Genomic DNA, 21741 nt, shown 5'->3' with positions numbered 1-21741 from the left:
TCGGAATCAGGTCTCGAGACACTTCCACGCCAAAAGAACTACGAGTGTGCAACCAGCACGCACAACCGGAGGAGTCTGAGATGGTTGGGAGTGCTCACCCACAACCCTCCCTCTCTACCGGATCGTGGTAGCGAGCGCGTTTGGCGCTGCCGGCGGGCGCTGTGCCCGGGATGGCGACCCGGGAATTGACTCAGAGGCCGCAACCCACCACCGAAAGACATAGTCCCGAACGCGCCCGCCGCGAAAATCCATCATCACGGGAGTAGTTCGCAAAACAACTCCTGTTTGATAGCCTCCCGTTCAGCTACTGCAAAGGAGAAAAGATAAGGCCGGTTATCGCGATTCATCGTCGTGAAAGACTGATATCAGTCGTAATATCAACTTCTATACCACAATATGACTGTCGCTACACGACGATCCGATTTCGGCGACCACTCGACCGTTCGTAAGGTTCTCGCGACGCTCGGGACAGTCGTCGCAACCGCAGCGCTCGGTCTCGTGGTTGGGCCGGTGGGCGTTCTCGTGGCAGTCGGCATCGGGAGCGCACAGTTTCTCGTCTCGACGACGGCAGCGTTTGCGACCGGCCAGATCGTGCTTGCCGCGCTCTACCCACCCAGTGGAAGTCCCGTGGTCCTCGTCCTCGCCGAAATCGGGCTGCTCTGTGTCCTGTTCAGCAGCGCCGTCGATCACCACGACACGGGACGACTGCTCACCGCTTCGCTCGTCGCCGGTGTCGCGATCGGCGGCAGTGGCTGGCTGGCGCTTCGATCGAGCGCGACGATCTGGATCGGTGCGAGCGTGATCGTCGCCGGCACTGCGTTCGTCGCGTACGGGCTGCACCGATACGAGCGAGTGCATCTGGGGCTGGTCGAAACGCCATGAGTGAGAGCACGACACAGCAACGCCGGCCCGACGAGACGGAGACCAGCGAGGACGCAGAACTCACCGCGCGGATCGAGGTACTTCAGGAGGAAAACCAGCGCCTCCGCGAGGAGTACGCACGGGCACGCCGAACTCAGTATCGCCGAACGGCACTCGCGCTGGCGGCGGTCGGGACGATTGCGGCGCTCGGCGGCGTGTTCCTTCCCGACGCCCGAACGGTGCTGTTCGCGCTCGGCGGCACCGGACTCTTCGCGGCCGCGTTGACCCGCTATCTCACCCCGGAGCAGTTCATCGCGGCGTCGGTCGGCGAGGGTATCTACGGATCGCTCGCAAGGACCGAGACGGCACTCGTGGCGGAACTCGGGCTCCAAGACGATCGACTCTACCTTCCCGGTCCCGACACGGCGGATGGTGTCTCGGTACGACTGTTCGTGCCACAACAGGCCGACCACGAGCTTCCGAGCCCATCGGCGCTCGACTCGGTGTTCGTTCTCCCCGACGACGAGGCCGAGCGGGGCGTCGCCCTCCATCCGAGCGGTGGCCCGCTGTTCGCCGAGTTCCGCCAATCGCTGTCGGGAGCGCTCGCCGAGGAGGCCGGAACGCTCGCGGCACAGCTCGGCGACGGCCTCGTCGAACAGTTCGAACTGGCGCGGAACGCGACGGTCGACCGTCACGACGAGGGTGGACGGGTCACGATCGCCATCGACGGCAGCGCCTACGGCGCGGTCGACCGAATCGACCATCCCGTGGCGTCGTTTCTCGGCGTCGGGTTCGCGGTCGGACTGGACCAAGCAGTATCCGTCGATACTACGACGGCCGACGGCGATCGCGCCGACTACCTCGTGACGTGTACGTGGGAGGCACCCACGTCATTCGTCTTCGACTAAGTTCCCACCGTCGTGTACTGCCGTGCGTTCCGCCGGGGTGTGGTCGCTGCCCGGTGGTTTGACGCCGTCCTCTATCTCCCCCAGCACGTCCGCGACCGAGACATCGCCCAGGGATGCGTCGGTACTCAACACCAGCCGGTGGACGAGGACCGGCTCGATCAGGCTCTTCACGTCGTCCGGGATGACGTACTCGCGGCCGTGGATAGCTGCGCGGGCTTTCGCCGTATCGAGGAAAGCGAGCGCGGCGCGCGGTGACGCGCCGTACTCGACGTTCGGGTTCTCGCGCGTCGCAGCCACGAGATCGAGCACGTACTCCTTCACCGCGTCGTCGACGTACACCTCGGCGACCACGGCACGCGCCGCGAGCAGCTCCTCGGTGGTGACGACCTGTTCGATGGCCTCGGGCCCGAGGTCGGGATCGTCGTCGAACCGATCGAGGAGCTGTCGTCCCTCGTCGCGATCGGGCAGCTCGGCCGTGAGCTTGAGCTGGAAGCGGTCGCGCTGTGCTTCCGGGAGCTCGAAGGTGCCCTCCATCTCGATCGGGTTCTGGGTCGCAATGAGCATGAACGGCTCGGGCAGGGCGAGGGTTTCACCACCGATCGTGACCTGCCGTTCCTGCATCGCCTCCAGCAGCGCGCTCTGGGTTTTCGGGGTCGCTCGGTTGATCTCGTCGGCGACGACCAGGTTCGCGAACACCGGTCCGCGCTGGAGTTCGAACTCCCCGGTCGACTCGCGGTAGACGTGCGTCCCGGTGACGTCCGCCGGCAGCACGTCAGGTGTCATCTGAATCCGGGTGTGATCCAGCCCGCTCGCGCGGGCAAACAGCCGTGCGAGAGTGGTTTTCGCGACGCCCGGAACGCCTTCGAGCAGCACGTGACCACGGGTCAACACGGCGACCGTGAGCCCCTCGATCAGCTCCTCCTTGCCGATGAGCACCGTATCGATCTCCGCGCTCAGCGTCTCGTAGAGCTCCTCGGGGGCAGTCATCGTTGCGTCACTCATCCCGACGGGCCATAATCCCTTGTATGACACGCTCGGTCCGCTCGTCGTCCCAGTCGGGATGGCGCTCACGAACGATCGCCGCCAGTCCCTCTGGTCGGGCGGTCAACGACTGCTCTTCGGTGGAGCCCATGCGCTCGGTAAATCGCCCGACGACGCCGGGGCGGCGTGCCCAGAGGCCGATGGCACCGATGGCGAGCCCCCCGAGGGCGATCTGAAGGAGGGGCGCGTCCCTGACGACCAACAACGCGACCGACAGCGGTGGCAGTCCGCTCGCGTGTGAGTAATCCAGCAGGACCCGTTCGTGCGCACCGAACACGGAGCGAACGAACGCGCGATTGCCAGAGCGGTCGAGCATCGTGTTGATGAACAGGCTCGGATCGCCGACGACGATCACACGCCCGTCGCCGACGGATTCGCTTGTCGCGACCGGGGCGCTCCCGATTCGATCTTGGTCGTCGAGGTCGGCGTTTCGATTCGTGTCGACGTAGGCCACCGCTGAGGTGCTCGCCAGCACCGTTGCCCCGTTCGGACTCACGGGCGAGCCGTGGTTGAGTGTGAGCCCGTCGACCCCCTCCATCACCGTCGCGTTCGAGACGTTGCGGGCGATCGGCAGCGCCGTCGACCGGTAGTTGTACTGCTCGTCGCGCAACAGCTGTCCGGTCACACGCGCCCGTGCGCCCACTGCATCGAGAAGCGGGTTCGTGTGCTGGCCGAAGTCCTCGGCCACGAGCAGTGTGCCGCCGTCGCGGACGAACGAGCGGAGTCGATCGGTCTCGCGTGGGCCGTAGCCGCTTTCGGGCGAGAGGACGACTGCGACCGTTCCCGTCGGCGACGCGTTTGCGTATCGATCCGTACTCCGGACGATCTCCCCGTCGGCACCGGTAGCCTCCGCCTGCTCGCGAAGCTCGGAGGCCCCGTCCCACGCGTCGTTGTACGAGCCAAACGCCGCACTCGACGTACTCGCCGCGAGCACGATACCGACGACCGTGACGACCGTCAGCGCCACGAGCACGAGCTGTGGATAGCCGACGTCGAATCGCTCTCGCAACCCCATTAGAGCACTCCCTCCGGCAAGATCGCGAGAACCCGACGGATAACGACGTAGCCGAAGCCGACCAATCCGACGAGGACGATCCATCGCAGTCGCGAGCGCCACTCCGGCGTCACCGAAAACGGCGCGGTGAGTTCGACGACGACCAGGAAGCCGATGAGCGAGACGACGAAAAACAGCTCCAGCGAGAGCGCTCCGAGCAGCGCCAACCCGACGACGGTGGCGAGCATCCAGGCCGTCTGAGCGTAGATGAATCGTTGGCGTCGTCGGGTCGCCATACACACCCGACGAGTGCGCACCACTAAAAACGCGCAGGTATCTCCGCGGCCGTTCGGCGTTCCCGCTCGTCATCTGCCATCTCCCATCTCGCTTCGGCGGTCCTCACCGCGCGTTCGCCGAGCGGCTGCGCTGGCTCCCGCTTGCAAGCACTGCATCGAGCCGGTCGCGCGGGCCGATCTCGAACGCGGAGACGCGTCTGAGACGGGCGAGATCGCGCCGGAACGATTCGAACTGCCGATAGCGTTCGTAGGCGTTCTCGAGATCGACGAGCCCCCCCGGTTCGAACAGCGCCGTCGGCGTGAGGAACACGAGCACGCGACCGTCGCCGCGCCGGGCGAGCGAGACCGTCTCACGGAGTTCGGCACGATTGCTATCGTCGGTGAAAATCACCGTCCAAACCGTCCCGGACAGCCCTGCGAGGCTGGTGCGTGCGGTCTCGAACAGCGGATCGCCCTCGATGCGCTCGATGTACGTCGAGGTCGATTCGAGATACGGGGCGAGGGTCGTCTCGAAGGTGCTCCGGCCGGCGAGCTGGCCGGAGTGGCGCTTTGTGGCAGGATCGTCGCGTTCGGGTGCGACCGTGTCACCGGCGGTCAGTTCGAGCGCACGGAGTCGCCGTTTGACGTCGTCGTAGCGACCGGCCGTCGGGGGGCGGCGCTCGGTGATGCCGCTGTCGCCGACGGCGTAGTAGCCGAGCGGGTCGTCGAACTCGTCGACGTTGTCGATGAACGTCAACGCGACCTGTCTGGCGTAGTCGAGTTTCGTCTCGCCGGGTGGCCCGTCGGCCATCGTCGCGCGGTGATCGACGAGCAGTGCCGTCGTCCGATCGGTCTCGATCTCGTACTCGCGGACGTGCGGTTCGTTCAGCCGTGCCGTCGCGTTCCAGTCGATGCGGTCGGCCGTATCACCGGGGACGTACTCGCGGAGCTCGCCCGGATCGAGTCCGGCGTCTCGGCGACCGCTCTGACGCTGTCCGTACGCCGCCATGAGCTGTTCGCCACCCTCGCCGACGTGGACGTTCCGCGGTCCCTGCGGCTCGATGACGATCGACGGTGTCGGTCCGCGTGACAGTTGCTCGACGAACAGTCCATCCGCATCTCCGAGGGTAAGCGTCGGCTGCGGAAGCTCGTACGAGCCGGCAACTGCCCAGTTGGCCGTCACCGTTCCGTCGGCCCGTTCGTCGCCGGGCGTGATATCGAGCGTGCGCTCCGCGGCGTCCGTGCCGGTCGCACTGACCGGCAGGCCGATCTCGATATCGATCACCAGCGAGACGGGGCGGGCGAACGACGCCGCGAGCGTGACCGGCGTTTCGGTGCCCGCGACGACTCGATCCTGGGCGGGGAACTGCTCGATCGTCATCGTGTTCACCGTTTCCGAGAGCGTCCGGACGAACAGGTACTGACGGCCGAGTAGCCACGCACCGAGGCTCGCCGCACCCGCCAACAGCAGTGGACGGGCGAACGCGACCGCCAGGGCAGCGAGCAGAAGGCTCGTCGCGGCGACTGCCCAGTATCGGCGCGTGACCCGCATGCCACGACGACGAACGCCCACGTAGTTGAACCTACCCCATCGCCGTCGTGAGCCGTTGTGATAGAGAGCGCTAGCGCATACCTGCGTCTTCAGGCGCGGGTCGAGCGATAGCCCGTTTCTCTGTCTGCACAGCCGCCTGTGTCGGCGTTTCGGCAGGCTGGATTTCCAACGCCCCACAACACTAACTACCGTTTAGATACATAGTGTACATACAGATGAAGACCACGCGGCACGCGACTCACAACCTTAATTACCACATAGTATGGATACCGAAGTTCCACGAAGCGGTACTAACGGAAGCGGTCGCGCGCCACGTTGAAGCCATCATCCACGAAATAGCAGACGACAAAGGGCTGGAGGTTATCGACCTCACCGTTCAGCCCGACCACATCCACCTGTTCGTGAGTAGCCCACCGAAGCACGCGCCCTCACTCCTTGTCAACTGGTTCAAGGGTATCTCGTCGCGGAAGTACAATCACCGCTACGCCAACTCTGACGAGCAAAAAATCACGTGGGCGCGGGGCTATCTCGCGGGAACAGCGGGCGAGGTATCCAGCGAGACGGTTCAAGACTACATCCAGCGCCAAGAGGCCCAAGCATGAGCGTCCAAGAGGTCACGAAAACGCTGGAACTCAAACTCGTCTCGCCGAACGCCCACAAGCGGCGGAAGCTCCGCGAGACCACCGCCGCCTACCGCGCGGCGCTCCACGCCGCGTTCGACGCTGACTGTTCCACACAGTCGGCGACGAACGACGTGGTGGTCGAGTACGACCTCTCTGGCTACGCGAAAAACGCGCTCAAGCAGTACGTCCCGCAACTGTGTGACGAGGACACCTACGAGGCCGATGAGCTTCACGACGAGCACCCGGTTCGGTTCACGAACGAGGGCGTTCAACTTGACCACAAGCCACAGAACGCCGTCGAATGGTACGTGAAAGTCCCCCACCACGACGACTACCATCTGTGGGTTCCCGCACAACCGAACCCCGACCAGCGTCCGTGGGTCGAAGCCGTCTTCGCGGGCGACGCCGACATGGGCGAGTGTCGGCTGTTTGAGCGCGACGGCGAGTGGTTCCTCCACATGGTGGCTACGCGGGAAGTTGAGGAACGGTCAACCGACTCGGTGTCCGACGAGACGCCGATTGGTGTGGACATCGGGGAATCTGCCTTGCTCACGGTGTGTCACCGTGACGAGCGCGGCACCCCGACCGCACCAACACTCTGGAACGACGAGGGCAAAGCAGTCCGACGCCTTCGGAAGACGTATTTCACCGCCACACGGCGACTACAAGAACGCGGGAGCGAGCGCATCGCCGATTCGTTCGGCGACTCACTCTGGCGGCAGATCGACCACATCCTTCACACCGTGACGGATGCGGCGGTCGAATACGCCGCGTCGGTCGAGAACCCCGTGCTCGTTCTCGAAGACCTCACGGACATCCGAGAGAGCATGGACTACGGCGCGTACATGAACCGCCGGTTGCACGGCTGGGCATTCGCCAAGATGCACGCACAGATTCGCTACAAGGCCAAAGAACGCGGTGTCCCGATCGAGGAAGCACCAATCCCGACGCCGGACGTGAACCCCGCGTACACCTCACAGACGTGCCATGCGTGCGGCGAGCGTGGGGCCCGACCGGATCAGGCGACGTTCCGGTGTACGAACCCGGAGTGTTGGGTTTCGGAGTATCAAGCGGACGTGAACGCCGCGCTGAACATCGCAGACCGATACAGCTACTCCAGCGGAGAGAGCCGTCCAAGAGAACACGCGGACGGCGATGACTCGGCTGGGGATGGGGCGTGTTTGACCGCGCCACAAGACACCTTACGGAGCGAGGACCACCCCGACGATCACCACCCTAAGAGTGGGTGTGAGAGCGCGGTGTCCGATGACAATACGTCGTCCAGCACGCCTTTGGCCGCTGCGGGGACGGCGCAGATGACCCGTGAGACGGATGCGTCTTGAAACCGACGGGAGCCGCGAAGGCTCCTGAAATCCGATGGTCGGATTCCACGTCGTTTACGGCGTGGAGGAGGTCAAGGTGGTGTGGTTGTGACGGTCGACGAGCGACGATCCGGCGTTCGCGCGAGCGACCGACGAAAGCAAGCCCTTTAGGTTCCTTTGGTGAAATCCGAGGGTATGTCTGACGGGACGCTTCGGTTGCTGCTTCCGCGATTCCTCCGTCGGTTCCCCGCCGACCTCGCGGCGATCGTCCTGCTCGTGCTCGCGACGGGTGTCGCCACGCTTGCACCGGTCATCAGCGAGACGCCGCTGCGGGTCGTGCTCGGGCTCGTTTTCGCGCTGTTCGCGCCCGGCTATGCGTTCATCGCGGCGCTGTTTCCGGAACGCGGTCCCGCTTTCGATGGTGCATCGGCATCGGCAACGGCTGACGAGGACGAACGCTCGGGGTCGAACCTGGTCGAACGGGATGAGAGTGCCGACGCTCATACCGGACTGACCGAACGTGCCGATCCCCGTCGTGCGGGCAGCATCGACGGCATCGAGCGGGTGGCGCTGTCGTTCGGACTCAGCATCGCGATCACCCCGCTGATCGGACTGGTTCTGAACTTCACGCCCTTCGGCATCAGGCTCGTTCCGATCGTGCTCTCGATCGGCGGCTTCACGCTGCTCGCCAGCGCGGTCGCCGCACTGCGTCGGCAGGCGCTTCCCGTCGAGGAGCGATTCGAGGTCCCGTACAGAGCGTGGGTGGGGGCCGCGCGAGCGGAGCTGTTCGAGCCGGAGACGCGCCTCGATGCCGTTTTGAACGTCGTACTGGTCGTGAGCCTGCTGCTCGCGGTCAGCAGCGTCGGCTACGCCGTGATGGTGCCCAAATCCGGTGAGAGCTTCAGCGAGTTCTACCTGCTCACCGAGAACGAATCCGGCGCGCTCGTCGCCGACGACTACCCCCAGAACTTCACGGTCGGGCAGAGCCAGCCCCTGACCATCGGGATCGGCAACCACGAACACGAACAGGCCGAGTACTCCGTCGTCGCCGAGCTACAGCGGGTTTCGATACGCAACAACTCCACCACCGTCCGCGAACGCCAGGAACTCGATCGGTTCAGTCGGACCGTCCCCGCAAACGAATCGGCCAACTGGACTCACGACGTGACTCCCTCGATGACCGGCGAGCGACTCCGCCTCGTCTACCTGCTGTATCGGGGATCGCCCCCTGCGGAGCCGACCATCGAGAACGCCTACCGTGAGACCCACCTCTGGGTGAACGTCAGTTCATAGTCCGTCACCGTTTCGTCAGAGGGGCGCAGAGACTGGTCGGATCGTCTTGGCGTTTCACTAAAACGAATCCAGAGTGTTCTCTATCGTTTCTGTAGTCGAATCCGACTAGTTCGAAACAAAACAGTCCCCCGAGGACTCCGCACCACCGACTGCGCGCTCCTCCACAGCCTCAAGAGGATCAGTACCTCACAAAGCACGCCAGTTGACTACTTCTGAGACGTGAATTCGGTGGAGAAATCGGTACCGAGCAACTGCTGAAGAAGGCGACTCGACACCGAGAGCATCGAACCGGTCGCAGTCGGCGGCGGAACGCCGCCGACGCGACGGTGTTGTCACTCGCCGAGCGGGCGGTCCCGGTCGGTGGATTACCGTTCGAAGCGGTCGTCCGGAGGCTTGTTTGCGGGGACGGCGCGACGCACCGCGAGCGCCGTCTCCGCTGCTCGTCGCACCATCCCGAGGAACTCGTCGAATCGCCACGGCCACAGGCGTCGCGCGCCACGGCGCGGCGACGCCACGTACTCCCAGTGCAGATACCGCCACGCATTCTGGAGAAGGAAGCTAATCAGCACGTATAGAAACCGCACCGCCGGATTCTGTGTCGTCGTCATCGCAATGCTTCGTTCGGACAACCGGTAGGTCGATTCGATCCCGAAGCGTCGGCTGTAGTACTTCCGAGCCTGACGTGGCGTGTCGATGAACGGCGCGTCCACGGCGTAGCCGTGACGCGCCACACCTTCCTCGTCGTACTTTCCTTTCTGGTACGTACAGTCGATGTAGACCGGGAAATCGACGGTCCACGTGTGACCGTCGATTTCGCCTTGGAGGTCGTGGTCGATCACGCGGCTCCAGCCCTCACTCAGTTCGGTCTGGATTTTCTCACCCCACTTCACGATCGGCATGACGAAAGCGTAGTTGTGGGCGGCGAGCAGCGTCAAACAGTACGTGTCGTAGAACTCGCGATCGAGGTAGACGGCCTTGACTTCGAGGTCAAGGCCGTCAAGCACGCCAAGCAGTTCCGCGAGGACCGAGCTGGCGGTGTCGCCGTCGGTGAGACGGCGCACCGCCAGCGTGTAGCGTTTGTTACGCACCCGCGCGTAGAGCGTGGCATAGCCGTGGAACGTGGTTGTTCCAGCTTTGGCGAGTGACTCGTAGAGTTCCTCCTGAGAGTCGTACTCCTCGCCGTAGTACGGACGGAGGTGGAGGTCAGCGACGACCTCCACCGGTCGATCCGGGAGGAGTTCAAGGATGTCTTGCTGGATGAGTGTCTTGCCGACTCGTTCGAGCTCGGAGAGCTCGAACTTCGTCCGGAGGTGGTGGAGAATGGTATTGCCGTGGGGTGAGTCCTCTGAAATCTCACAGAGGTGACTGACCGAGTCCTCGTCGGCTGTTGCGCCGACGAGGACGTCCCAGATGTCCTCGGAGTCGATATCGGCGTTTTCGCCGAGTTCGATATCGATCTCCTCGTCGAGAGTGTTGACGAGAAAGTTAAGCACCTGCTCTTCGGTGAGTTCATTGGCTGCTTGGTTCGGTCGCATCAACTGACCAAGCAGCCCGTTCATCTAACCCGCTTTGTGAGGTACTGAGGATGGTTTCCGCGCTCGGACCGCTTATGATTCCGATTCCGCGTCGGTTTCGCCATCCGACTCGGTGGTGGTCGACTGACCGTCCCGATCGGCTACTGTCCGGGCCTCGTCGAGTGCGGACGAGGCCATCTCCGTCGTGAGCGATCGTTGAGAGAACGTCGCCCGCTCGTAGAGTTCGGTAAGTCGCCGCAGTGCGGCACCTCGACGCTCGCCAACGTCTCGATCGAGATACGCGTCGAAAAACTCCCAGTGTGTGTACGTGTTCGTACGATCGGAGTCGTGTTCGAGTGCCCGCCGAACAGCTGCGTACGCGAGCCCGACTGCGTGTACTGAGTCACCGGCCGACAGCCGATCGCGGGCCGTCTCGAGAAGCGACTCCGGAAGAACTCGCTCGTCGGTGGCGCTCTCTGCATCCTCGGCCGTCGATATCTCGGACAGTGAGTCACCCATCCCTCCGAGACCGATCCACTCACGAAGCCGGTGGATAGCGTAGCCGACCAGAAACACCACGCCGAGTCCGATCAGCAGCCGGTAGGTCACCGGAAGGGCCCCAAAGGCGTTCACGAACCGTTCGAGGATCCCGCTCGATTGAGTCGGGACCGTGAGCTGTATCGACGCACGACGACGTGACGATTCGAGGTTCGTGTCCGTGCCGTCATACGTTACACCGACCGTCGTCGTCGTGCTACCGGTTTGCCCTGCAAATACCGCCTGTGGCACCGTTACGTTCGTCGTATAGCTCCCGTTCTCGTCGGTCGTCACGCTCGTGGTGGAGTTGTTCAGCCCCACACTCACGGATCGATTGGGAAGCGGTTCGCCGTTCGCCGCGAGTCGGCCCTCGACGCGAACGATCGGTCCGCCGACGGCGGAGCCGTTGACTGACTGCTGTGAGACGTTGGTCGCAAGCACTGTCGGCGTCGACGTCACCGTTATCGGAACCGACGTGGAGGCGTTCCCGAGTGCTCTGTCTTCGAGGGGCAACGCGACGCGAACGGTCTGGCGACCGGAATCGATGTCGGCTGGCAGTTGCTGTGCCTGCCTGAAACGACCGTTGGCCGCCGTTCGGGCGCGGTCACCGCCGGTGAGCCGCAGTTCCTGGCCACCGGCCGAGATCGCGATGGGGATCGATCGGACACCGGTCTCGTTGGCGGTGACCCGCCCGGAGACCGATACCAGATCGCCGAACCCCACCCGCTGTGGTGTGGCTTGCGCCTGTACGTTCGGTTGGACCTGCCGAATCGTCACGGGGACCGACGTTCGATTGCTCCGGAACACCGACTGATTCGTCGGTCGATACCGCACCGAGACGCGACGCGTATCGAGCGACGGGAGCGTTGGACGATAGCTGATGGCGTATCGCCCCGCTCCGTCCGTGGTCGTGCGGCGGGTCTGACCGCCCGCCTGGAGCACGATGGTGCGGTCCGCGAGCGGGGTGCCGTTGGCCATCGCGAGACGGCCACTCACCCGCAGTGGGTCGGTGAACGAGATCCGTCGGTCGGCTGCCGTGGCAGTGATCGTGGTGTTTCTGAACTGGGCGACACTGACGGATTCGGCGACGGTGGTGACGTTTTGTGTGGTCGCGTCGGTCGTCGTGACCGCTACGGAGAGGTTTTGGCTCGTCCCGTTGTCGATGGTCCGGTAGTCACGTGTCAGTTGGGTGCCCGTCTCGTTTACCTGTCTCGAGATGCGCTGGGCGCGGCGAGCAAGCCGTTGTGCCCGCTCGGTGTTCCCGTTTCGTCGTGCAGCCCGATACTGCTCGACAGTCCGCCGAAACCGCTGGACATCGTTTGCGTACTCCGTTTGGTTCTCCCTCGCACGCTGGAACTCGGTGGTTTTGTTGGTTTCCGAATCGGAGCTGCGGGTGACGTTGACGTATTTGTCGAGCCAGTCGGGATAGTTTTCGGACTGATTGCAGGCGTCGTAGTTGCCGACTTCGAGCCCCGCCGAACAGTCGACGAGCGTCTCACCGAGACGACTGGAGAGCCAGCCCTGCACCTCGGAGACGTTGCCGTCGTCGTCAGCCGTTGCCGGGTCTTCGTGGACAACCGTCGTGTTGTTGGGTGGGTCGGGTTCCACCTGGTAGGCGCGATCGGCCGCGTGGTGGTCAGTGATCGTTGCACTGGCAAGCGGCAGTCCGGCGGTCGTGATGAGTAGCGCTATGAGAAGTGTTGTGGCAACGATACCGTGACGATGCGCGGCTACCACATCCTCATCTCACTACGACCGAATAAAACTGCTTCCCTTCCGTGCGGGGCACCGTCTCGACCCATGTTCAAGCGATGTTGCGAGGCACTACTTCCCCTCGTTCAAGATCCCATCGTGGGACAGGGAGGGCCCGTCCTCAGTGAGCGCGCCAGCGCGAAGGAGAGCGGTCATCGATGGCCGGTCCGACACGATCGTAACTGTAATCATTCGGGCATACGTTCTGCGCACACCCACAGCCACCATGAAGGTCGCTCTCTGCCCCCATCTCTCGCTGGAACATTATCGTGGTGGTGAGAAATGGACGGCAACACTCGCCAATCGGTTGGCTGCCGATGGGATCGACGTCGCGGTCCGTGCGCTCCCGTACACGCCACGGAACCAACGGCGGGTGTCGGCCGACGACGTGCTGGACGACGCCGTGTCCTATCGAGAGCAATGGCGACACGATCTGTCGGCGTTCGACAGCGCCTACCTGTTCTATCATCCGTTCGCCCGGTCGTTTTTCACCGGTCAGACCCGCTCCATCGCGGGAATTCACTCGTGGGTGTATCTCTCCGATCGGCTGTACGAACCCCACTACGGGGTCGTCCCGACGACGGTGAAACTGTTGTATCGAGCCCTCGGCAACCGAGCGTTCGACCGCTTCGACGCGGTCCACTCCGTGACGAACAGCTACGATTCGCCGCACTCGAACACCCACTACATTCCGAACTTCGTCGACACGACGCTGTTCGATCCCGCGCGGGCATCGCTCAACGAGACGTTCACGGTGCTCGTCACTGCGGCCCATCTCCCGGCGAAAGGCTGGGATCGGACGCGGCAGATCGCCAGCACGCTCGGTGACGAACTCCGGGTGGTGACGACGGGCGAAAGCGACGTCCCGTCGATCGACGGGCTCGGCTTTCTCGATGAAGACGAACTCGCCGACGCCTACGCGAGCGCCCACGCTGTCTTACATCCCAGCCGTATCGATGCCGACAGTTTGGTGATCAAAGAGGCGCTGGCGTCGGGCACGCCAGTTGTGACGACACCGCTTCGTACCCATCCACCGACCGGACCAGCAGTGCTACACGGCTCGACGGTCGGTGACTTCGTCGCCCAGCTCAGAACCCTCCAGTGGGAATGGCACAACGGAAGCGGCTACGAAAAGCGGTGTCGGAACGCCCGCCGGATCGGCGAACGTCACGGGTTCGAGACCGTCTATCCACAGCTCAAAGAGCTCCTCCTCTCGCCCGAACGACCAGCCCATGGATAACCGGCTCACACGCATCGGCAGCCGCCTCGTACCCGACGCGATCGCCACGCCGATCGCTCGCTCGCTTCGGCGCTACGTTCGCGTGCCGTGGTATATCCTCGCTCTTGCTGCGATACTGTTCGTCGGCTTTGCGGCCTACACGACCGCTCTCTACGAGAGCTTCTGGCTGACGGGTGCGGATTTCGGTACGTACGTCCATATGTTCGCGACGACGCTCGATGGAACGGGGTTCCTCCAACAGGGAAAGTACGTCGCCGGCCATCCGGGCGGCTCGTACTGGGGTGGCCATTTCACGCTCACGCTGTTGGTGTTCCTCCCGCTGTTCGCGCTCGTCGAATCGCCGGTGACGCTGCTGCTGTGGAAATCGTTCTTTCTTGCGGCCAGCATCCCGCTGGTCTGGATCGTCGCCAGCGATCACGTCGCCGATCGGCGGGTCGCTGGCTTCCTGGCCGCATCGTACGCATTGAATCCGTTTCTCTGGTCGGCCTGGATCTACGACTTCCAAGAACACGTCCTCCTGCCGGTGTTGGTCCTGTTGGCCTACCATTGGTACTACACCGAGCGCTATCGACGGTTTCTGCTGGCGTTTGCGCTCGTGTTGGTCACCAACGAGCTCATGGTGCTCATCGGCGGTGGCTTTCTGGTCGGGCTCGCGCTCGGGGCCTACCGGGCTGGGCGTCTGTCTCGTGAACGATGGGTGTTCGCCGGGGCGGCCGTGTTGACCGTCGGTGCGAAGCTCCTCTCGGGGGCGGTCATCGATCGCTTCAGCCGTGTTTCGGGCATTCGGGAGGCGGCCATCGCCGCCCCGCTCCAGCCGTTCGTCGAAGGTGGGCGGGCAACGACCGGCGAACTGGTGCAGTTGGTCCTTTCGCGGCCCGAGCTCATCGTCGATCTCCTCGGAACCGATCTCTTCACCAAGCTGCTGTACTTTGCGCTCTTTCTCGCGCCGGTGTTGTTCCTCGCGGTAGTCGATGAGAGCACGCTCGGTGCGCTGGCACCGTTCGTCGGGTTCGCGTGGCTGCTCAGCGGGACGGAGGCGTTCTACACCTTCGGCGGCCACTATCCGCTCTATCTGCTGCCGTTCGTCTACATCGGTGCCAGTCGCGTCCTCGGACGGCTGTCCCCGTCGTTGCCGTCGGGGCGGGTGCTCACGATGTTTTTCGTTGTCGTGCTCCTGACGAGTGCCGGAGCCGGCGCACAGACCGTCGCCGAGGAGGGGGCGGTACCCGAAACCGGCGAGCATACCGAGACGCTCACGGCAGCCATCGAGACCGTGCCGGCGAACGCCTCGCTGGTGACCCAGAACACGATCTACCCCCACGTCGCGACCCGCTCGAACGCGACGTTCATCCCGAACCCCTCGTTGTTCGGGCTGTATCAGGAGCAGTATGGCACGCCGCGGCCCGAGTACGTCCTCTTCGATACGCGACTCGAAACACGCTCGTTCGACTGGTCGTCGCCCGTGCGGGACGCGTACTTCCCGCTGGTCGGCGACGAATATGGCGTTTCTCGCTACCAGGACGGCATCTGGATCCTCAAACGGGGATATAATGGGTCGCCGACCGGGATCACGCAGTCGGGGTCGGGCGAGCGAATCGTCTTCGAGGCCGACGAGTTCGTCGCGACCGGTGGCCAGTTCAAAGACGGCCGCCTCGTCGATCGCGGTGGGACCAACGACAGCAACGTCTGGCACGGTCCCTACACGGCGCTCCCGGCGGGCAACTACACCGCAACGTTCCACGTTGCGGCGCGCGGGGGTGGGGCGAACGGATCGACCGCGGCCGTCGACGTCACGGTGGGTGAGGAGCATCGGACGATCGCCCGTCAAGCGGTGCCGTCGGGGAACGGGACTCAGACGGTGACCGTGCCGTTCACGCTCGACGAGCCACGCAACGGGATCGAGTTCCGTGGCTTCCGGACCGGACCCGGGACGATCTCGTTGGAGTCGGTCGTCGTACAGTCGGGGACGAACGGAACGACAGCGGACAGGAGAGGGGCTGTGAGGGCCGGGTAGTGCTGTTGTTGTCCGGCTGTCCCTGAGAGGGCAGGCATGAGCAAGGCGAGCGTCTCGAGCCACTTGACCCCGAGGCGGTTCACTTTCGGCATGCTTCGACAGGCTATAAGTGCCGACCGGTGTGAGAAGCGGGTATGGCGAATACGATCGTCAAAGCGGCCGTGAAAGAGCATCTCGACCAGATGAACGTCTCGGCGGACTTCTATGACGAGCTCGACGAGGAAGTCTCGACGCTGCTCGACGATGCTGCGCGACGGGCCGAAGACAACGACCGCAGGACCGTCCAGTCACGCGACCTCTGATGCGGACACTCTCCCGACGTGGTCACGCTCGGTGGGGACCGAGGTAATCCACAGATGCGGGTCGAGTTCGACGAAGGCACGCTCCTGCTTCGAGAGGCCAATGAGGACGTTCCGTACGCGGAGTGGGACGACCGGGTTGACGACTACCGTGCGCCCGCGTATCGCTACCGGCCTCTGCTTGAGTGGGCCGACGCGTGGGATGGTGAGAACTCGCCCTCCGCTACACAGGAGTCAGCCCACCAAGAGACCATCCAGTCGGCCACTGTTGCAATCGAGGATACGGCTCGGGCGTATCCCGCCCTCGCGCTCGATCCGGCGCTCCAGATCGAGCCACGCGAGTATCAGCAGGCGGCGCTCGATGCGTGGCGAACCCATGACCGTCGCGGCAGCGTCGTCCTCCCGACCGGGAGCGGCAAGACGTTTCTCGGGATTCAGGCCATCGCCGACGCTGGTGTCAGCACCCTCGTGATCGCGCCGACGATCGACCTGATGAACCAGTGGCATGCGACGCTCACCAATGCCTTCGGCGATCAACTGCCCCAGCGGAGTGGAGATGGGCCCGAACAGGCGGTTGGCGTGCTCGGCGGCGGCACCCACGAGATCAGGTCTGTGACGGTCACGACCTACGACAGCGCGTATCGCTACATCGACGAGTACGGCGACCAGTTCGGCCTGCTGATCGCGGACGAAATCCACCATCTGCCAGCCCCGACCTATCGGCAGATTCCGGAGATGACCATCGCGCCGTATCGTCTGGGGTTGACAGCCACCTACGAGCGCGCCGATGATGCCCACGAACTCCTCGAAGACACGGGCCTCATCGGTCCGGTCGTCTACGAAGAGGAGGTCGACGAGCTCGCTGGCGAGTATCTCAGCGAATACGAAACCATCCACATGCAGGTCGAGTTGACCGACGACGAGCGCACCCAGTACGACGAGGAGTACGGCATCTACCGCGAGTACGTCGATACGCATGACTTCGACCTCTGGAAAGCCGAGGGCTACCAGGAGTTCCTCGCGCACACCTCCTACTATTCCGATGGTCGGCGGGCGCTGATCGCCAAGCAACGCGCCGAGGAACTTGCACGCACCGCAGCGAAGAAACTCGATACGCTCGACACGCTTCTCAAGCGCCATCACGAGGATCGTACGATCATCTTCACCGCGAACAACGACTTCGCCTACGAGATCTCCCAGGAGTTCATCGTCCCGTGCATCACCCATCAGACCAAGACCGACGAGCGCACGGAGATCCTCGAACGGTTTCGGAGTGGTGAGTACTCGATCTTAGCGACGTCGCAGGTGCTGGACGAGGGCATCGATGTCCCCGCCGCCAACGTCGGGGTCATCCTCTCAGGGAGCGCGTCGAAACGCCAGTACGCCCAGCGCCTCGGCCGGATCCTGCGCCCGACCGACGACCGCCAGCCCGCACGGCTCTACGAGATCATCGCGACCGACACGATGGAGAACTACGTCTCCCAGCGCCGCCGCGAAGGCGTCGAGACAGGAGCGTGACCGTGACCACTCCAGTGAGACCGAAGCCATGCTGACGGCCGATCTCGCGCGCTCGCGGGCAGCCGATGGCGAGGTGACGCCGCTGTTCATCGATCCCGATGATGCACGCTATCGAGAGACGGCGAGCGAGTTGATCGAACTGTTCGAGACGCATGTCGGTGAGCCGAAGGCCGACCTCGATACGGCGATCGACCAGCTGACGGTGGCGGATACCGACTACAAGATCATCCAGGGGCTGGCGAAACTCCTGCGCGATGAGTGTGACTTCGAGACGGTGGCGGCAGCCGAACCGCGTGAGATCCGCCAGCGGCTCTTCGCGCGGGCGAACGACTCGTATCCGGTGGTCCGACAGCCCACGCTCGGTGAGGATACCCGGAAGCTCGACGTCTACACGGCTGTCGCCGACGAGCTGGGGATCTCACTCGCGGAGTGCCATCAGGGGATGTATGCGGATCTCGATGCGAATAATCGGCTCGTGCGCTTCGGCGATCAGATCGCTGAATCGGTCGAACTGGATATTGATGGGACGACCAGCACGACTCAGTTGACCGGCCAGAGCGAGGAGGCGTACACGGGCACGGCACTCACCGTCGAGTGGCTGCTGCATCGGTACAACCTCGCGCTCGCGCAGGCGGTGCTGTACGACGCGACCGAGTTGCGCATTCGGGTGTGGGACGAGTTTGCGACGACATTTAGCTACGTAAAGCTGTTCGGGCTGATGCACCGGATCTATCCGATCGACGAGCACGGCGAACGGGTGTCAAGCACGGACCTCGCCGACGGATACGAGGCGATCTTGGACGGTCCGGCCTCGTTGTTCCGGCAGTCGCGCAAGTACGGCATCCGGATGGCGAACTTCCTGCCCGCATTGCCCCACTGCGAGCGGTGGGACCTCACGGCGGAGATCCTCGTCGACGAGTCAACCAACGAAACACGGGAGTTGACGCTCGATCAGACGACGGGACTCCAGACACACTACAGTGGTGGCAGTCGGTACGACAGCGACCTCGAACGAACGCTCGCCACCAAGTGGGAGCGGGCGAATACGGAGTGGGAGTTGGTCCGCGAGGACGATGTGATCGATCTGGGAGCGGAGGTACTGCTACCCGACTTCGCGCTCGAACATCCTGACGGCCGCCGGGCAATCCTCGAGGTAGTGGGCTTTTGGACACCCGAGTACCTCGAAGAGAAGCTCGCGAAGATTCGGCAAGCGGACGTGAATAATCTACTCTTAGCGGTGTCCGAGGAATTAGACTGTACGAGCGAAGACATCGATCTCGAAGCCGACCGAGTGCTTTGGTTCAAAACCGGCATCCATGTCTACGATGTGGTCGACCTCGCAGAGGAGTATGCAGCTCAGTAGTCAGATTCGGTTTCGACGTCGTCGTACATGCGATCGAGGATATCCAGTGCCGACTCGAAGATCGCGTAGTGCTCGCGCGCGAACGCAACCGTTTCCGAACGGGAGATGACCGGCCGCCCATCAACCATCTCCGCATCGATCTGTGCACGCGGTTCGAGGACGATCTGCAGCGGCCCAGGAATCTCGTCGGCTGGCTGACGCTGTTGAGCAGTCGGAATCCCGAACCGTTCGAAGAAGCGCCTCCACTCTTCGAGATCCGTTTTGCGAATGGCAATGAATAGCGGGTAATCCGTCTCATCACGTGCGACCTGATAGCCGCCCCGAGTCCAGACGTAAACGGCGTCGATAGCGGTGTAGGCGAACTCCACTCCGGCGAACTGGGGGAGGACGTACGCCTCCGAGATGGTGGGTGGGGAGACAGATGCTGCGGCCGCGAGGAAGGCGAGACCTGCCTCTCGGACGGTGTCGTCAACGACAGACAATCCACCATCGTATCGGACGTAACCTGCGTCTTCGAGACGGTTCACGGTCCGACGAATCGTCTCGCGGTTCTCGTCGATCTTGCGAGCCACGCCCGAGATTGGGTCGCCCGGCTCGATGGCGAGGAGCGTCTTGAGCTCTGCTTCACCACACTGTTCGAACATCGTATGATTGCACAGAAGTATGCAATAATAAAATATTTGTCGCTGTCGGATGATCTGCTGTATCAAAGTTCTTCTTCGATTGCGTCAGTGTCGATTTCGGGGCTAAGCGGCTACTTTGGTTCAAAACCGGTATCCACGTCTACGACGTGGTCGATCTCGCAGAGAAGTATGCAGGTCAGGCCCTCTCTGCCGGTCCCTGAGTCTTTGCGTGGCTGTCCCATCACTCTGGAAAACAACTCCACTTTGGAGGAACGAATTTTGGTCATGGCTGCTCACACGAGAGTATGGACAGTATCGACCCTCCATCGGACGAGCAGTACCAAGCCTCACTCGACCGGATAGAACGACTCGTGTCGGAGTTCGGCAACAGTCAGCAGTTCGAACAACTCACGGAACACCAGCAACGTGAGGCACAGTTCGTCATCGAAACGTTTCACGAGTTGCTGTACGGCTACGAGTACGTGCCACTCGACGACCCCGACGAGCAACGTCTCGAAGCGGTGTGTCGACAGCTCTACCCCGCAAAGATCAGTGCCGATTCCGACCACTTCGAAACGGTTGCACCGGTGATCGGAGCCTTTCTCCGATTTCTCGATGTTCGCGGTGATATCGAGAATGGAACTCAGTTGGCAAGCCACGTCGAATCGCTCGGTGACACCATCGTCGACGCCGCAGCGGATCCCGCCAACTGGGGAATGGCGAAGTCGATGTTCATGAGTGGCGACCTCGATGACGCCACACAGCTCGATACCGGCTCTGACGCCGCAGCACCATCCGAACTCTTCGAGACGCCACTCGATTCCCCGGAGTGGGAGTCGGCTGAGAGTCTCAACCCGGATGAATTCCTGCCATCGGCAGAAACCGACCGGCTCGAAGAGATCATCAACTCATTGTCGCCGGAATCCGATGCCGTGCTCGCCTCACTCACAGCGGCGACGGACGGCCTACAGGGCGAGATCGATCCCGATGTCGCACTCGAACGTGCCGGTGTCTCCCTCGAAGAGTACGATGCCGTCATCGAAGAGATCGTCACGAGAATGGAAGCGGAAGGGAGCGAGCTGATCTCGAGTCCGGGTGACACTGATGACCCATCGGTTCTCGACCCGGACGCCGCACGAGAGTTCCTTGAGCTGAAGGGGCGGCTGCTCCTGTATGTCAACGACCGCTTCGGTGTGGTGCCGGGCATCGACACCTACGAGGAATTCCAACAGTCGTATATCGACGAGCTCCGGCCGATTCACGACACACTCTATCGAGATACAAACGTGGCCGAAGTGATCGAGGAGTTCATCAGGGAGAATCCCGCTGACTTCTCGCCATCCCAGCTCGAACAGATCGAATCGTGGCTGAACTACGAGGCAGGGCAGTTTTTCGTCGTCGAGCATCTCGACGACGGGACCGTGTTTCTCGATCCGGATGAACCGCAAGCGTACAAAGTCACGGGCGTGTACGACAGCTATGCGGAGACGCTTCCCGAAGACGCGCTCCCAGTTGCGGTGACTTCGGTCGTGTTGCTCCCGTACGAGGGTCGGATCGTGACAGACGGTTTGGAAGAGGTCGATATGCTTGCGGGGATGGCGATGCAGATGATCAAGGATGACCCGGAGACCGCCTACGAAGAAGCCAAACACCGATTCGGGATCGCCGAAACACTTCCGCCGGAAGACGAGCCAGCCCGGAGTGACGCCGAACGCCTGCGATTCTATACGAAGAACCAGGACAACCGCGAGCGCTTCGCCGACGAGATCGAGGCCCTCAAGGACAAAACCGAAGAGTTGGCGCGGATCTATCACGAGCAACTGGGAAAGGCGAGTGCCCGACGGCTGGGTCGAAAATTCCGCGATCTCGGACTCGAAGCAGCCTACGTGGCCATCTACGATGGGCAGGTCGTCGCAACGGCACCGACCGAAGCACAGCTCGAAGAGATGCTCTCGGCCATCATGCCCGACGGAAAGGACGACCACCCCTACGTCTATCATTACGATCCCTGA

18 protein-coding genes are annotated in these 21741 nt (G+C 63.0%); 11 read left to right on the top strand and 7 right to left on the bottom strand.

All coding sequences use genetic code 11. From position 1 onward, the window contains the following. Positions 1-396 precede the first annotated feature (396 nt). Positions 397-882 carry a hypothetical protein gene (locus PHA81_RS08030; RefSeq protein ID WP_005041847.1) on the top strand — a complete coding sequence of 162 codons (486 nt, stop codon included), beginning with the start codon at positions 397-399 and terminating at the stop codon, positions 880-882. Further along, entirely contained in the window at positions 879-1769 is an 891-nt protein-coding gene (locus PHA81_RS08025; protein WP_273836298.1) for a hypothetical protein, read from the top strand. The genes PHA81_RS08030 and PHA81_RS08025 overlap by 4 nt, the downstream gene beginning before the upstream one ends. On the opposite strand, the gene PHA81_RS08020 is transcribed toward PHA81_RS08025, so the two are convergent. From PHA81_RS08020 to PHA81_RS08005, 4 genes are all read right to left on the bottom strand, one after another. Beyond that, positions 1752-2756, bottom strand: a complete 1005-nt coding sequence (locus PHA81_RS08020) for a MoxR family ATPase (RefSeq protein WP_273836535.1) — start codon at positions 2754-2756, stop codon at positions 1752-1754. The genes PHA81_RS08025 and PHA81_RS08020 overlap by 18 nt on opposite strands. A gap of 7 nt (positions 2757-2763) precedes the next feature. Next, positions 2764-3825: a DUF4350 domain-containing protein gene (locus tag PHA81_RS08015; protein ID WP_273836295.1), complete on the bottom strand. Its 1062-nt coding sequence runs from the start codon at positions 3823-3825 to the stop codon at positions 2764-2766. Further along, complete coding sequence (locus tag PHA81_RS08010; protein WP_273836294.1) at positions 3825-4100, bottom strand: hypothetical protein; 276 nt, start codon at positions 4098-4100, stop codon at positions 3825-3827. Before PHA81_RS08010 ends, PHA81_RS08015 begins: the two co-directional genes overlap by 1 nt. 103 nt (positions 4101-4203) lie before the next feature. Then, entirely contained in the window at positions 4204-5631 is a 1428-nt protein-coding gene (locus tag PHA81_RS08005) for a DUF58 domain-containing protein (protein WP_273836292.1), read from the bottom strand. A gap of 215 nt (positions 5632-5846) precedes the next feature. Here PHA81_RS08005 and tnpA point away from each other — a divergent pair, with 215 nt between their 5' ends. The 3 genes from tnpA (at position 5847) to PHA81_RS07990 (ending at position 8869) form a co-directional block, all read left to right on the top strand. Beyond that, positions 5847-6233: an IS200/IS605 family transposase gene (gene tnpA, locus PHA81_RS08000; protein WP_273836290.1), complete on the top strand. Its 387-nt coding sequence runs from the start codon at positions 5847-5849 to the stop codon at positions 6231-6233. Further along, on the top strand, positions 6230-7597 hold the full coding sequence (locus PHA81_RS07995) for a transposase (protein ID WP_273836288.1): 1368 nt from the start codon (positions 6230-6232) through the stop codon (positions 7595-7597). Before tnpA ends, PHA81_RS07995 begins: the two co-directional genes overlap by 4 nt. Positions 7598-7771: 174 nt before the next feature. Next, positions 7772-8869 (top strand): DUF1616 domain-containing protein, encoded by a 1098-nt coding sequence (locus PHA81_RS07990; protein ID WP_273836286.1) that lies wholly within the window; start codon positions 7772-7774, stop codon positions 8867-8869. Positions 8870-9234: 365 nt separating this feature from the next. Here the strand turns inward: PHA81_RS07990 and PHA81_RS07985 are convergent, their stop codons facing one another. Further along, positions 9235-10404 carry an ISH3 family transposase gene (locus PHA81_RS07985; protein ID WP_273836283.1) on the bottom strand — a complete coding sequence of 390 codons (1170 nt, stop codon included), beginning with the start codon at positions 10402-10404 and terminating at the stop codon, positions 9235-9237. A gap of 72 nt (positions 10405-10476) precedes the next feature. Beyond that, a complete protein-coding gene (locus PHA81_RS07980; RefSeq protein ID WP_273836281.1) occupies positions 10477-12657 on the bottom strand; it encodes a DUF4129 domain-containing protein in 2181 nt (726 codons plus the stop codon). A gap of 241 nt (positions 12658-12898) precedes the next feature. Here PHA81_RS07980 and PHA81_RS07975 point away from each other — a divergent pair, with 241 nt between their 5' ends. The 5 genes from PHA81_RS07975 (at position 12899) to PHA81_RS07955 (ending at position 19106) form a co-directional block, all read left to right on the top strand. Continuing rightward, positions 12899-13912, top strand: coding sequence for a glycosyltransferase (locus PHA81_RS07975; protein ID WP_273836278.1), 1014 nt, complete (start codon positions 12899-12901; stop codon positions 13910-13912). Beyond that, positions 13905-15926 carry a DUF2079 domain-containing protein gene (locus PHA81_RS07970; RefSeq protein ID WP_273836275.1) on the top strand — a complete coding sequence of 674 codons (2022 nt, stop codon included), beginning with the start codon at positions 13905-13907 and terminating at the stop codon, positions 15924-15926. Before PHA81_RS07975 ends, PHA81_RS07970 begins: the two co-directional genes overlap by 8 nt. Positions 15927-16060: 134 nt before the next feature. After that, on the top strand, positions 16061-16228 hold the full coding sequence (locus PHA81_RS07965; RefSeq protein ID WP_005043628.1) for a hypothetical protein: 168 nt from the start codon (positions 16061-16063) through the stop codon (positions 16226-16228). 54 nt (positions 16229-16282) lie between these two features. Further along, positions 16283-17743: a DEAD/DEAH box helicase family protein gene (locus PHA81_RS07960; RefSeq protein WP_273836271.1), complete on the top strand. Its 1461-nt coding sequence runs from the start codon at positions 16283-16285 to the stop codon at positions 17741-17743. A 28-nt stretch (positions 17744-17771) separates the two neighbouring features. After that, positions 17772-19106, top strand: a complete 1335-nt coding sequence (locus PHA81_RS07955; RefSeq protein WP_273836270.1) for a DUF790 family protein — start codon at positions 17772-17774, stop codon at positions 19104-19106. Here PHA81_RS07955 and PHA81_RS07950 read toward each other — a convergent pair. Further along, complete coding sequence (locus tag PHA81_RS07950; protein WP_273836268.1) at positions 19100-19750, bottom strand: RNA polymerase subunit sigma-70; 651 nt, start codon at positions 19748-19750, stop codon at positions 19100-19102. The genes PHA81_RS07955 and PHA81_RS07950 overlap by 7 nt on opposite strands. Before the next feature lie 284 nt (positions 19751-20034). On the opposite strand from PHA81_RS07950, the gene PHA81_RS07945 reads away from it, so the two are divergent. Next, positions 20035-21741: a hypothetical protein gene (locus tag PHA81_RS07945; protein ID WP_273836266.1), complete on the top strand. Its 1707-nt coding sequence runs from the start codon at positions 20035-20037 to the stop codon at positions 21739-21741.

Origin of the sequence: Halococcus sp. PRR34 (assembly GCF_028617175.1) — an archaeon.
Classification (GTDB): Archaea; Halobacteriota; Halobacteria; order Halobacteriales; family Halococcaceae; genus Halococcus; species Halococcus salifodinae.
Note: the sequence above shows the minus strand (reverse complement) of the source record. Positions and strands in the feature narration are given on the sequence as shown.